This is a genomic window from Citrobacter sp. Cpo074 (genome assembly GCF_030332745.1).
Classification (GTDB): domain Bacteria; phylum Pseudomonadota; class Gammaproteobacteria; order Enterobacterales; family Enterobacteriaceae; genus Citrobacter; species Citrobacter portucalensis.
On the sequence record NZ_JAOWHG010000038.1, the window covers coordinates 36,655 to 50,719 of the forward strand.

At 51.7% G+C, this 14,065-nt stretch carries 5 protein-coding genes and 1 other RNA gene; all 6 read left to right on the forward strand.

Annotated features, from left to right (window positions below):
* Positions 1-2: 2 nt before the first annotated feature.
* The 6 genes from OGX83_RS21985 (at position 3) to OGX83_RS22010 (ending at position 13,945) form a co-directional block, all read left to right on the forward strand.
* Entirely contained in the window at positions 3-1,412 is a 1,410-nt protein-coding gene (locus OGX83_RS21985) for a TolC family outer membrane protein (RefSeq protein ID WP_008785529.1), read from the forward strand.
* Positions 1,409-3,595 carry a type I secretion system permease/ATPase gene (locus OGX83_RS21990; protein WP_174771179.1) on the forward strand — a complete coding sequence of 729 codons (2,187 nt, stop codon included), beginning with the start codon at positions 1,409-1,411 and terminating at the stop codon, positions 3,593-3,595. The genes OGX83_RS21985 and OGX83_RS21990 overlap by 4 nt, the downstream gene beginning before the upstream one ends.
* A gap of 7 nt (positions 3,596-3,602) precedes the next feature.
* Positions 3,603-4,766 (forward strand): beta-barrel domain-containing protein, encoded by a 1,164-nt coding sequence (locus OGX83_RS21995; RefSeq protein WP_085951585.1) that lies wholly within the window; start codon positions 3,603-3,605, stop codon positions 4,764-4,766.
* A 72-nt stretch (positions 4,767-4,838) separates the two neighbouring features.
* Positions 4,839-5,202: a transfer-messenger RNA gene (gene ssrA, locus OGX83_RS22000) on the forward strand.
* A 411-nt stretch (positions 5,203-5,613) separates the two neighbouring features.
* Positions 5,614-9,156: an inverse autotransporter beta domain-containing protein gene (locus tag OGX83_RS22005; protein WP_174771166.1), complete on the forward strand. Its 3,543-nt coding sequence runs from the start codon at positions 5,614-5,616 to the stop codon at positions 9,154-9,156.
* A 433-nt stretch (positions 9,157-9,589) separates the two neighbouring features.
* Positions 9,590-13,945, forward strand: coding sequence for an autotransporter outer membrane beta-barrel domain-containing protein (locus OGX83_RS22010; RefSeq protein ID WP_286589178.1), 4,356 nt, complete (start codon positions 9,590-9,592; stop codon positions 13,943-13,945).
* Positions 13,946-14,065: the final 120 nt, after the last annotated feature.

Here is a 14,065-nt window from a genome sequence, read left to right on the forward strand (position 1 = left end):
CTATGAGAAATGTCGCGCCTGTTGCATTACTTCTGGCATTAACGCTCTGTACCCTGCGGGTGAATGCCGAAGATGAACCGCAAATTATTACGCCGGAAGGACTGGCCACCAGCCAGATGCTTCCCTCGCTGGACGGCGCGGTTGCCGATCTGCCGCTGAGCGCTGCCGCCCCCGGCAACCTGATGCTCAACGACGCGGTAAGTCGTGCCGTGAGCTGGCATCCTTCTATTCGTGAATCGATCGGCAAACTGCTTTCGCAAAACGAACAGATCGACGTGGCGAAATCGAAATATTACCCGCAGGTTTCTGCCGGAATGAATAACGGTTACAGCAATACCTATACCGACCACGGCTTTAGCCCGGCGCTGGTTATTTCGGTGTCACAAATGCTGTACGACTTCGGCAAAGTGGCAAGCCAGGTCCGCGCCGAGACCGCCGGAGCCGCACAACAGCAGGCGAATGTGTTACTCAGTATTGATACCATCGCCCACGCAACCGCCAACGCGATAGTCCAGGTGCAGACGTGGCAGCAAATGGTGGATGCCGCCGAAGAACAGCTCACCGCCTTAAACGACATTGGTCGACTGACCCGACAACGCAATGATGAAGGGGCAACCTCGCTGTCCGACGTGGTGCAAACCGATGCGCGTATCGAGTCTGCGCGTTCTCAGCTGGCGCAGTATCAGGCCAATCTCGACAGTAGTAAGGCCACATTGATGAGTTACCTCGGCTGGAACTCACTTAACGGCATCAGCAACGAATTCCCGGCCAAACTGGACAGCAGCTGCGATGTGGTCAAACCGGAAGATAAACTGGTTCCCGCGGTTCTGGCGGCCTGGGCACAAGCGAATGTGGCACAGGCAAATCTCGATTACGCCAACGCGCAGATGACGCCCACCATCTCTTTGGAACCGTCGGTGCAGCATTATCTCAACGACAAATACCCCAGCCATGAGGTGCTCGACAAAACCCAGTACTCCACGTGGGTAAAAGTTGAGATGCCGCTGTATCAGGGGGGCGGACTCACCGCCAGGCGCAACGCCGCCAGCCATGCGGTAGAGTCTGCACAATACTCCATCCAGCGCACCCGACTCGAAGTACGACAAAAATTACTGGAGTCCCGCAGCCAGGCAATGAGCCTCGCCACCGCCCTGCAGATTCTGCGCCGCCAGCAGCGACTGAGTGAACAAACACGCGAGCTTTATCAACAGCAGTATCTGGACCTCGGTTCGCGCCCGCTGCTCGACGTGCTTAACGCCGAGCAAGAGGTGTATCAGGCCCGTTTTGCGGAACTCCAGACTCAAAACCAGCTGCGCCAGCTCCAGCTGAACTGCCTCTATAACACTGGCTCGCTTCGCCAGGCGTTCGCCTTAAATAATCGCAGCATTCAATCGGTGGAGATCAAGCTATGAGCGACCTCGATTCACATGCAAAAGATGCGATTAGCGAACACGCTCTTAGCCAGTGGGCGCAGGCGATGACGCATATTGCCAATCACTATCGCGTGGCCTGTTCTCCCGGCGCAATCCAGGCCAACGCCCCGTGGTTTGCGGGAAAAAGCCGGGCCACAGCCCTGTCGCAACTGGCGCGTCAGGCGGGACTGTCATTTCATGCGCTGGATACCGCCACGCAGGCGTTCGGTCAGTGGCGTCTGCCGGTGGTGGTGGAACTGCGCGACGGCCAGCTAATGGTGATAGAACATTTCAACGGCGAAGATGCACTGGATGTATTTATCATCGCCGAAGAGGGCCAGCGTAACCGGCTCACGGTCGCAGAGCTTCTGCCGGAGATCGTGAGTATTACCGCGATGCGCCCGCTGTCGGCGCTGAAGGACAGTCGGGTAGACCGCTATATTTCGCGCTTCAAGCCCGACTGGATGCGCGAACTGGTGTTAAAAGACATTAGTCCTTATCTGCCGGTCATGATTGCCGCCTTTCTGATTAACGTTCTGTCGCTCGCCGGGATTATCTTTTCCATGCAGGTTTATGACCGGGTGATCCCCGCCCAGTCTTATCCAACGCTGTATGTTCTCTCCACTGGCGTTCTGGTGGCGGTGCTGTTTGGCTTTTTGCTGCGCGAAGCGCGTACCCACATAATGGACCTGCTCGGCAAACGCGCCGATATGCGCATTTCCGATCGCGTGTTCAGCCATGCATTGCGCCTGCGCAACAGCGCCGTCCCCCGCTCGACGGGGAGCTTCATTTCTCAACTGCGCGAGCTGGAACAGGTTCGCGAGATGATCACCTCCTCGACCATGTCGACCATTGTCGATCTGCCGTTTTTCTTTTTGTTTATCGTAGTGCTGGCTTTTATCGCCCCGCCGCTGGCATGGATAGCGCCCGTCGCGGCCCTGCTGATGATCCTGCCCGGTTTGCTGTTACAGAAGAAGCTGGCGGTGCTCGCCAACCAGGCTGCCCATGAATCCACCCTGCGCAACGCGGTGCTGGTCGAGAGCGTTCAGGGGCTGGAAGACATCAAGCTGATGCAGGCGGAAAACCGCTTTTTACAGCAGTGGAACAGCTACATCCGCATTACCGGAGAGTCCGGGCTGCGCACGCGCAGGCTGACTCAGGGGCTGATTGGCTGGGGCATGTCGGTACAAAGCCTGGTCTACGCCGCGATCATTATGTTCGGCGCGCCGATGGTCATTGAAGGCACGATGACCACCGGCGCCGTGGTGGCCGCTTCGATGCTCGGTTCCAGAATGATTGCCCCAATGGCAAATCTGTGCGGCGTGCTGGCCCGCTGGCAACAGGTCAAGGCGGCGAAGATGGGGTTAGACAGCATCATGCAGCTTCCCACCGAAACGCAGTACGACGAAGACCGGGTGCATCAGGAGATTTTTCACGGCCATTATCTGTTTGAGAACGCACACTTTCGCTACCACAGCGACGATCAGCGCGTTCCGCTGCGCATCTCGCGCCTGGAGGTCATGCCCGGCGAGCGCGTGGCAATCCTCGGGCGTAACGGTGCCGGGAAATCAACCCTGCTGCAGGCCATGGCGGGCGGTGTGGAGATTATCCAGGGCGATGTCCGGCTCGACAACCTGAGTTTGTCGCAGATCGATATGGCTGATTTACGCCGCAACATCGGTTTTCTTAGCCAGAACGCGCGGCTGTTTTTCGGCACCCTGCGCGAGAATCTGACCCTCGGCGCACCGCACGCCAGCGACGCGCAGATCTTCGAAGCACTGGAGGTCAGCGGCGCGGCGGCTTTCGTTAAACAACTCGCCAAAGGGCTGGCACATCCCATTATGGAGGGCGGCAACGGTTTGTCCGGTGGACAACGGCAGTCGATCCTGCTGGCAAGAATGCTGCTGCGATCGCCCAATATCGTGCTGCTCGACGAACCCAGCGCCTCGCTGGATGAACATACCGAGCGGGAGTTTATTCAGCGCCTGAACCAGTGGCTGGGCAACCGCACATTGATTGTCGCCACTCATCGCGTACCGGTTCTGGAGCTGGTCGAACGCGTGGTGGTATTAAAAGAAGGCCAACTGGTTATGGATGCCCCGAAAGCGCAGGCATTAAATGCGAGCCGGGCACCCGCCCCAACTCACGGTCGGGAGTGGAAAAATGAAAACCAATCCGCATGATGCCGCCATGGACGACCTCGATATCCGCCGCGAGCACCGTTTTTCCGGGGCCAGCCGTATTATTCTGCTCAGCACGCTGCTGTTTGCCGTCCTGGGTATCTGGGCATATTTCGGCAAGCTGGATGAAGTCTCAACCGGCAGCGGAAAAGTGATCCCCAGCTCGCGAGAGCAAGTCTTGCAGTCGCTGGATGGCGGCATTCTCGCCGAGCTTACGGTACGCGAGGGAGATAAAGTGCAGGCCAATCAAATAGTCGCCCGCCTCGACCCCACCCGTTCTGAGTCCAATGTTGGGGAGAGCGCCGCCCGTTATCGCGCCTCATTGGCTTCCAGCGCAAGGCTTAATGCCGAAGTTAACGATCTGCCGCTGGTCTTTCCCGATTCACTGCGCGCCTGGCCGGATCTCATCGCCTCCGAAACTCGTCTGTATAAAAGCCGTCGCGCGCAGCTTGCGGATTCAATGGCAGAACTTCAGGATGCACTGGTCTCAGTAAATAAAGAACTGGCCATCACCCAACGGCTGGAGAAAAGCGGTGCCGCCAGCCACGTAGAAGTGCTGCGCCTGCAACGACAAAAAAGCGATCTGGGATTAAAAATCACCGACCTGCGCTCACAATATTTCGTGCAGGCGCGGGAAGCGCTGTCAAAAGCTAACGCCGAAGTGGATATGCTGGCGGCTATTTTAAAAGGACGTGAGGATTCCGTCACCCGCCTGACCGTACGCGCGCCGATGCGCGGTATTGTGAAAAACATCCAGGTCACCACCATCGGCGGCGTTATCCCGCCCAACGGCGAGATGATGGAGATTGTGCCGCTGGACGATCATCTACTAATAGAAACCCGCCTGTCGCCGCGTGATATTGCGTTCATCCATCCCGGCCAGCGGGCGCTGGTGAAGATAACCGCCTATGACTACGCCATTTACGGCGGGCTGGAAGGCGTAGTCGAAACCATCTCCCCGGACACCATTCAGGACAAAGTGAAACCTGAAATCTTCTATTACCGCGTGTTTATCCGCACCCATCAGGACTTCTTACAGAACAAACTGGGACGCCATTTCTCCATCGTACCTGGCATGATTGCCACAGTGGATATAAAAACAGGTGAAAAAACCATCGTCGACTATTTAATCAAACCGTTTAATCGCGCAAAAGAAGCGCTGCGCGAGCGCTAAATCCTTGAGGATTAGGGGTTGCGGGGGCTGGTCACGCGTGTCACAAGTCTGTTATACTTGCTCTAACACATTGGGGCTGATTCTGGATTCGACGGGATTCGCGAAACCCAAGGTGCATGCCGAGGGGCGGTTGGCCTCGTAAAAAGCCGCAAAAAAATAGTCGCAAACGACGAAAACTACGCTTTAGCAGCTTAATAACCTGCTCTGAGCCCTCTCTCCCTAGCTTCCGCTCTTAAGACGGGGATCAAAGAGAGGTCAAACCCAAAAGAGATCGCGTGGAGGCCCTGCCTGGGGTTGAAGCGTTAAAACTAATCAGGCTAGTCTGGTAGTGGCGTGTCTGTCCGCAGGTGCCAGGCGAATGTAAAGACTGACTAAGCATGTAGTGCCGAGGATGTAGGAATTTCGGACGCGGGTTCAACTCCCGCCAGCTCCACCAAACACCGGTGAAAGCCCTCAGCGCAAGCTGAGGGCTTTTTTGTGTCTATTGACCCGTCCTGAAAGTGTTGACACGTTCCAGACTTAGATCCGGAGAACGTGATGATAGCTGAATACGAACAGGCAGATTAATTTCCTGATAACTCTTTTTATTTAACAGTGAACGACCATGGTTAAATAATATCCCTACAGGCTTAAAATCATCACGATAAAAAGAAACGTATTTTTTAAATACATTCGTCATTTAAACGTTCGACATCGTTAAACAGCCCACAATGCCGCATAGTGTAAAAATATCCAGTTAACTTCTCCATGAACAACTCTTGAATTTTCCTACTAAATACATATATTACGCATCCCGTTCAGTACATGAAATAACCTTTGATTTTTTTAATTGATATTGGAGTTACAAATGTCAAATAAGAAAATTTCGCGGAGCAATGGGGCAACAGGCCCCGTTAATAAGGTTGTCGCATGGTCAACAATCGCTTTGCAGGCTCTGTATCCTGCCCTTCTTAGCTTCACGCCAACCATCAGCCATGCGTCAGCCGTTAAGGCATCGCAGGCCACCGCAGAACAGCAAGAACTGCGCGGTCTGTCTTCTCTCGCCGCGCAGGCTGGCAGAAGCATTGAAAACGGCCATGCGGGCAGTTTTGCTGCCAATACCGTCTCAGCACAGGCAACGAAGGAGGTGGTAGAGTGGCTACAGAAGTACGGTAATGCGCGTATTCAACTCAACGTCGATGACGCTTTCTCGTTGAAAGATTCGGCGTTCGATTTCCTTTATCCGTGGGTTGATACAAAGCAGCATGTTTTATTTAGCCAGACATCGCTTCACCGTACCGATGACAGAACCCAAACTAATATCGGTATGGGTTATCGCTACTTCACGGCGGATAATTCAATGCTTGGCGCAAACTTATTTTATGACTACGATTTAAGTCGTCATCACGCACGTATGGGTGCAGGCGTTGAGTATTGGCGAGATTATTTACGCGCAGGCGCAAATGCTTATTTAAGATTATCAAAATGGAAGGATTCCCACGATCTGGATGATTATCAGGAACGTCCGGCGGATGGATGGGATATCTATACCCAAGGTTGGTTGCCATCGTATCCGCAACTGGGCGCATCGCTTAAATATGAAAAGTATTACGGCAAGAATGTCGGCCTCTTTGGCAGCAATCATCTTCAGGAAAATCCGTACGCCTTTACAGGCGGGATCAGCTATACGCCGGTTCCGCTAGTTACGCTTTCCGCTGAACACAAGCAGGGGCAGAGCAATACTCATGATTCACGCTTCGGCATAGAGATTAACTATCGCCCCGGCATCCCGCTGGCGAAGCAGTTGGACAGCGACAATGTTGCGTTAATGCGCGAAGTTCAGCACGGACGCTACGATTTTGTCGAACGAAATAACAATATTGTTCTGGAATACCGCAAAAAATCGGTTCTGAAAATCCGCCTGCCTGAAAGCGTACAGGGGGAAGGTGGCGCCGTTATTCCGGTGACTATTTCGCTGGATAAATCCCACTGGGGCATTCAGTCGGTAGAGTGGAACGATAGCGCATTTACCGCCGCTGGCGGACGCATTTCCGGTAGCGGCACATCATGGCAACTGACGTTACCCGCTTATACACCAGGCGGCACTAATCACTGGCAAATCGGTGCAATGGCGCGAGATGTTAAAGGAAACGCCTCTAACTATGCGGTGATGGACGTGACGGTGACGAGGAGTTCGGCCTCTGTCGGCACAATGGATTTTACATTGAACGGCGAGCAGCAACCGATCATCGCTGCTGACGGGAAGTCACAGCATCCGGTTACGCTGGTGCTTAAAGATACCAATGGTAATCCGTTAACAGGACTTGCACATGACATTGAGTTGTCTTTAGCGTTTACACCTGACGCACAGAGAAATCGTGAGCGTTCGGCACAGGCTCCAAAGCTTGGTGAAGTGCAGGAAACCCGCTCCGGGGTGTATACCGCCACGCTGACGCCGGGTTTAACGGCGGGGACGGCACGCATAACCGCTAAAGTTCTGGGTAAAACAGAAACCCTGACGGTGAAACTAAAAGCGGTTTCCGCAGAGGCGGCAAAATCGACATTCACGGTAATGCCCATGGAGCAGGTCGTTGGACACCCGATTAGCCTGGCGTTAGAAGCAAAAGATAAAGACGGGAATGCCATCACCGGCGACGACAGCTTACGTTTTTATGCAGTTTCAGCCAGCGGCGAGGTCCGTTTTACTGCCGTAGAAGAGAAAGACGGCGTGTACAGCGCTAAGGCAACGTCTGAACTGGCTCAGGCGACACGCATTGGTGTGACGTCACAAAAACATGATTTCTCCGGACTGGAAAAACAAGCCAACTGGATTGCCGACAAAACGCAGCCGGTGGTGCAGGCTTTTAACCTGACCAGGGACAATGCGCTGGCGGATGGCAAACAGAGTAATGTCGCGGTCGTTACCCTGACCGACCGTTATGGGAACCCGCTGTCCGGATACACGGTCACTCTGGCATTACCGCCACAGGTTAAGATCGCGAATGGGGAGAACGTTGTGAAGACCGATGCCAAAGGTGAAGCAAGATTCTCACTGACCAGTTCAACGCCGGGAACTTATGATATTACGCTAAGCGTGGGGAACATCAGCTCATCGCTAAGCGTAACATTTGCCTCTGCAATGGAGGGGGCAACATTGTCTCTGACGGCCAAAGACAATGGCGCAATCACCAATATTGCAGCAAACGGTCGCGATGGTGCCACGCTTGAGATCATGCTCAACAATACCGCCGCGTCGGTTGAAGGACAGAAAGTGGAGCTTATCGTAACGCCACAAGGGCTCGTGTACCCGGAGAAAATCACCACCAATAAAGACGGTTACGCGACGGTAACGTTAACTACGGTTAAGGCAGGTCATTACACCGTTAATGCCAGGGTTACAGATGGGCAGCACAGCGTTGAGTCCTCAAGCGTTGACCTGGAATTCGTACCTGACATTAACAGCGCAGTGCTGAATTTGACCGCACCGTCTGAGAGCATTGTGGCAAACGCATCAGCGGCACATGAAATTCAGGTACAGGTTGTCGACGGTGAAAACAACCCATTTAGTGGTGACGTGCACCTGACCAGTTCCCCTACCAGTGGATTAAAACTGGGCCAGTCCGAACTGACATTGGATGAGAAAGGAATGGCATCAACAACCTTTATTGCCGCAGAAGCTGGGCACTATCAATTGCAGGCAACCTTCATCAAAGAGGGTAAACGCGTTACGGCGAGTAAGGCGATTGAGGTGGTATCGGATCTGCAAAATGCCGCGTTGACGATCGAACCGTCAACGACATCCGCCGTAGTCAGTGATGTGGATAACGTGGCGTTTACCCTGCATCTGACCGATACATCAGGGAACAGCGTCAGCAACCGTAAGCTGAAAATTACGGCTACAGGCCCATCGCCACGCGATCCTCTGGTGATTGACAATACGCTTGTCACCACCAATGGTTCCGGTACTGCGACTGTAAATGTCCACGGTAATAAGGCGGGTCGTTACACGCTGACCGCCACATTGGCTGAACACGGTAGCAATGTCTCGGCAAATGCTTCGCTAACGCTGAATGCCGATGCCCAGAATCCAGTACTCACTCTGGAGCAGGATCCTGGCTATGCCGTTGCCAACCTTGAGCCAGTAGGCTTTATGGCCCGGTTGCAGGATAAATTCGGTAACCCGTTAAACGGCAGTGTCGAATTTAGCGCAGGCAGCAAAGCCAAACCCGGCAGCGGAACCTTTACGATGACGCCGGATAAAACCAACTTTAAGTTAGGGAATGCTTACTCTGAACTGAGAACGGATACGGCCGGTGTAAGTTGGGTGAGAGCGAAGGCGACGACGGGAGATAAAACATTGGAAAAAGTACTCACCGTCTGGGTAGTTGAGAACCATCAACCAAATTCCTGATCGGGATATAAACAGGAGATAGCCGCAGCGTGGCGGCTATCTCCCTTTCTATATATTGTCCACGCGTCCTCTACCCACTAAGACTCAGAACTGTAATAGCTTTAGCAAAGCTAAGTTCACTCTCGATGATTCCCCTTCCCCCGTTGATTTGAAAACAAGCAGCAATATAATAAAGGGGCTGGAAATATCGACAAAACCTCAGGTAAAATATTTCCAACCAGATGGCTATATTATCAAAATTAATTTATCACGTAACAAACTACGCAGGGAGACTTGAATCGAGTATCCGGTATCGATGTTTACATCACATTAATGACACGTGACATATATCATCAATTCGGAGATCTACATTTTCACTCTCAAAAATGTATCCCGATAAATATTTCACCCCAAAAGTGTTAAATTTTTATTATGATTATTTTGCGGAGAGTTTATGAACAAAATATATCAAATAAAATGGAGTAAAGTCCGTAATTGCTGGTGTGTGTGCTCCGAACTGGGAAGGAAGAACACGAAAAAAAAGTCCAGGGCGTTATTAGCCGGTGCTGTAGCGCTATGCTCATCAATGGCTTTTGCTGATGATATTGATGTCATCACAGATAACACCATTGATTTTGGCCAAAACAGTCACTCCATTAATTACCATATCAATGTAAAAGATAACGCCAACCTGGTGATTAATGCGCCGGACTCTCGCCCCCGCCTGACCTTCACATCAGGTGGTGGGCTGGATATTACCCAAGGAACAGTGCGTATCAATGGTGAGCTAAACGTTCTGCTGAGAGGTACGGGTTACCTTAACGTGTCCAATGCAGGCAGCGAACTCTATGCTGACGACTTATATGACAGCGCATCAGACAACTGGCGAACTGGCGGTTATTTTAACGTGTCTGATGGCGGTAAGATTCATGTTAAAGGGACCAGTCGTCTTACCTATGAAAGGGGAAACATTAGCGGCGAAGGTAGCCAGGTAAATACTCAAACATTCTTCATGGGTGTTTTCAAGAGCTACGGTGGCGATCAATTCCTGTCGGTTAATAACAGGGGAGAAATTAACGCGAGTGAGAAATTAAGCTTGGGGTATTATAATCAAGATTCAAATACCACATTAGTGGTATCAGACATGGGGAAAATCTCTGCCCCAGAAATTAGTTTGAGTACGAACTCAGAATTAGCATTAGGCGCTCAAGAAGGAGAGAAAGCTAAAGCTGCTGGGGTCATTGACGCCAAGAAAATAGAGTTTGTCTGGGCTAGTACGGACAATAAAAAAATCACACTGAACCACACCAGTGATAACGCCAATATAACAGCTGATATATCAAGCGGCAGTGAGGGGCTGGGTAATATCAATGCGCTTAATGGCACAACGTTTTTGTCCGGAGATAACTCAAAATTTAGCGGCAAAGTAAAAATTGCCAAGAATGCCACCCTTGGGGTTACGCAGAACCTGGGAACCGCTGATATTAGCAATAGCGGCAAACTCTTGCTGAACGCTCAAGATGACATGGAGTTCACCAATAAGATTACGGGGAACGGTATTATCTCCGTCGGCGCCGGAAATGTGGCGTTAATGGGTGATAACAGCGCCTTTAAAGGCAAGATCAATGTTGAATCGGGTGCCGTTGCGACCGTGTCCGATCAGAAAAACCTGGGCTCTGCCGGGTTATCCGTTGCCGGGAAACTGCAGCTCAATAGCACCAGCGACTGGTTGTTTAACCACAAGATTTCTGGGTCCGGCATCCTGAGTGTCGATACGGGAAATCACGCTTTCTCTTTTAAAAATAGCACAGCGACCTCTGGGTTCACCGGTGCACTGGCGTTACAGAATACGACATTCAACCTGCAGGGAACCAACACCGATGCTCTTGCAAAAGCAGGGCTGATTGCAGGAAAAGGAAGTGAAATTTCACTGGGCACTGGCACACAGTCCATTGGAAGCCTGGCCTTTTCTGGCGGTACCATTGAGTTTGGTAACATTACCCCCGGCATACACCAAACCGACAAAATGGTGAATGTTAAAGATCAGTTAGACCTGACTGGGTCTGGTGCTGTGCAGGTGAATCCTGTGGGCGTAGTGGACGCCATATCTCAGGGTATTGATACCGGTCTCTCCTTAATGGAGCAGGAAGACGCCAATGCGGAAATTAAGCTGGTTTCCACCAATTCAGCAACCGTTGTAACAGGAGATGCCGGAAACCTGCAACTGCAGGATCTGAACGGTAACGCGATAACAGATGCTGTTCAGCATGACATCAGCCAGGACGGACAGGTTGTAGCAAAAGGAACGTATGACTATCGCCTGACCAGTGGGCAAAATCATGACGGCCTTTATGTGGGCTACGGTCTGACACAGATTGAATTACAAGGACAGGGTCAGAATGCATTGATCCTGAATGCCAACGGAAAAACCGGAGCGGCTGCGGAATTGAGTTCCCGCCTGACCGGCTCCGGGGATCTGGCGCTCGACAGCCAGAAAGGCCACACAGTTTCACTGTCAGGTTTGAATAATGATTACACCGGTCTGACCGATTTGCGCAGCGGTAATCTACTGATGCTCAATGATAATGTACTGGGCCATACAGCAGGTCTGCAGATGGCAGAAGAGACCGTTTTGGATATGAATGGGCATAGCCAGACGATTGGGCAGCTAACCAGCGCGGTGGGATCAGTTCTGAATATTAATGGCGGTAGCCTGACGATTTCTAACGGCGGAACATCCGCAGGAGCATTGGTCGGCAGCGGTAATCTGAATATAGATAACGGTGTCTTTAGCGTGAAGGGCAATAATGCGTCCATAAGCGCAACAACGACCATCGCTTCCGGCGCAGAGGTCACTCTGGATAATGTTCAGGGATTGGGGACCGGGGAGATTATTTCCGATGGCCACCTCAATCTCAATGCCGTTGAGGGACACTTGTCCAACAACCTTAGCGGTAAGGGTGAAGTTTCATTCAGCGAATCTAACGTCGCTCTTGAGGGGGATAACAGTGGATTTAGCGGCCAGCTTAACCTGGATAAAAACACACAATTAGTGGCGTCAGCCGCCGAACATCTGGGGGAGGCGACCATTCATAATCAGGGTGACATGATCCTTAACAGCTTGGATGACTGGACCATGCAAAACCAGGTCGATGGCAGCGGTAATGTCATCAAGCAGGGTCAGGGCACTATCACTCTGACTGCAGATTCCACCTATACCGGCACCACTGATATTCAACAAGGGGGTCTGATGCTGGGTCAGGAGGATGCACCTGTTACCTTAGCGAGCCAGCAGGTCAATATATCTTCTGCCGGTATGCTTTCAGGCGCGGGAACGGTACTAGGCAGTATCCATAATGCCGGACTGTTTGTTGCCGGAAATGAAGCATCAGGGCACTTTACTGTTGGCGGAGATCTCACCAACCAGGGTGTGATATCTTTAGGGAATATTGGACAGTCCGCAGGCAATCAGCTGATTGTTGAAGGAAATTACCACGGCGACAATGGTGTTATTAATTTTGATACGGCTCTGGGGGACGACCGTTCAGCCACCGATAAGCTTATTGTAAAAGGTGATACCACTGGTAATACTCAAGTCAGTGTCACCAATGCAGGAGGCCAGGGTTCACAAACTCTGGAGGGGATTGAGCTTATTCATGTTGATGGCCGTTCTGATGGTGATTTTACTCAGAGCGGGCGTATCACTGCGGGCGCGTATGATTATTCATTGGTTCGAGGTCAGGGGGCTAACAATAATCACTGGTATCTGACCAGTCAGTTGAATAAGCCTGAAAAACCCGAAAAACCGGTTTCGCCCACAGAGCATATGCTTCGCCCGGAAGGAGGGACCTATACCGCGAACCATGCTGCCGTAAACACCATGTTTAACATGCAGTTACACGATCGCTCGGGCAAAGCTCAGTACACAGATGTGTCAACCGGAGAGATGAAAACCACCGGTATGTGGATGCGTCAGGCAGGTGGCCACCAAAGTTGGTATGACGGTAGCAGCCAGTTGCGTACTCAAAGTAATCGCTATGTGATGCAGCTCGGCAGCGATATCGCGCAGGGCTCAACCAACGGGCATGATAGCTGGCGTTTCGGGATCATAGCCGGGTATGGTCATGACAATAATCAGACCCGCTCATCAGCAACGGGTTACACCTCGCGAGGTAGCGTCAATGGCTATAGCACTGGCCTTTATGCTACATGGTTTGCCGATAACACCGACCATAAAGGCCTGTACCTCGACGGTTGGGCACAATATGGATGGTTTGACAACCATGTCAAAGGTGAAGGACTGCCTTCTGAGTCCTATAAATCCAAAGGTCTGACAGCTTCTGTTGAAACGGGATATACCTTTAAAGTTGGCGAATTCTCTGGCAGCAAAGGAACCGTTAATGAGTGGTATGTTCAACCGCAGGCGCAGGTTACCTGGATGGGGGGCAAATCTGATGACCATCGGGAAGCTAACGGAACGCGTATCGAGATGAATGGTAACGGTAATATTCAAACCCGTCTTGGAGCCAGAGCCTACCTGAAAAGCTTTAATAAAATGGATGAGGGCAAAGGCCGCGAATTCCAGCCATTTATTGAAGCTAACTGGCTCCATAATACACGCAGTTTTAGCACTAAAATGGACGACGTTAGCGTCAGCCAGGAAGGTGCACGCAATCTGGGAGAGATTAAACTGGGTGTCGAAGGCCAGATTACACCAGATTTAAATCTGTGGGGTAATGTGGGCGTCCAGATGGGAGACAACGGTTATAACAACAGCTCGGCAACGTTAGGACTGAAGTATCATTTCTAATTAGCCCTCAACAAAAGATAGCCGGGGTGTTTTCGAGAGCACCCCGGCTACTGCCATAACCTCAAATATATCGACGCTTGCATTATTCTCATGGCCAGGCGAGCTATGAGAATAATGAGC